1 protein-coding gene is annotated in these 431 nt (G+C 67.7%); it reads right to left on the bottom strand.

Annotated elements, in window-relative coordinates:
- Nucleotides 1-421, bottom strand: a 421-nt coding sequence (locus tag J1M44_RS11065; RefSeq protein ID WP_446724878.1) for a GntT/GntP/DsdX family permease, incomplete at its 3' end; no start/stop codon positions are given.
- Nucleotides 422-431 lie beyond the last annotated feature (10 nt).

The following is a 431-nucleotide window of genomic DNA, read 5'->3' as shown; positions in this document are numbered from 1 at the left end:
GCTTGCTCAGCACATAGAGCAGCGGCGGCACCAGCAGCGGGATGAAGGCGATATGGATCGGCAGGATATTCTGCGAGGATACCGCCACGCAGAGCAGCAGGCCGACCAGGATCCACTTGAACGCACCGGCGCCCTTGCCCTGCTCGTCGTGCCGGCCGAGCAGCGCCAGGACCTTGTCGGCCAGCGCATGGGCCACGCCGGAGCGGGCGATGGCCACGGCGAAGGCGCCGAGCATGGCGTACGACAGGGCCACCGTGGCACCCCCGCCGAGGCCGCCGTTGAAGGCCTTGAGAGTCCCCTCCAGGCCTAGGCCACCGAACAGTCCGCCGACCACCGCGCCGATGATCAGCGCCAGCACGACATGCACACGGCAAAGGCTGAGGACGAGCATCAGCCCCACCGCCAGCACCACTGCGTTCATCGTTGAACTC

Origin of the sequence: Micrococcus sp. KRD128, assembly GCF_017168395.1 — a bacterium.
Taxonomy (GTDB): domain Bacteria; phylum Actinomycetota; class Actinomycetes; order Actinomycetales; family Micrococcaceae; genus Micrococcus; species Micrococcus luteus.
Note: the sequence above shows the minus strand (reverse complement) of the source record. Positions and strands in the feature narration are given on the sequence as shown.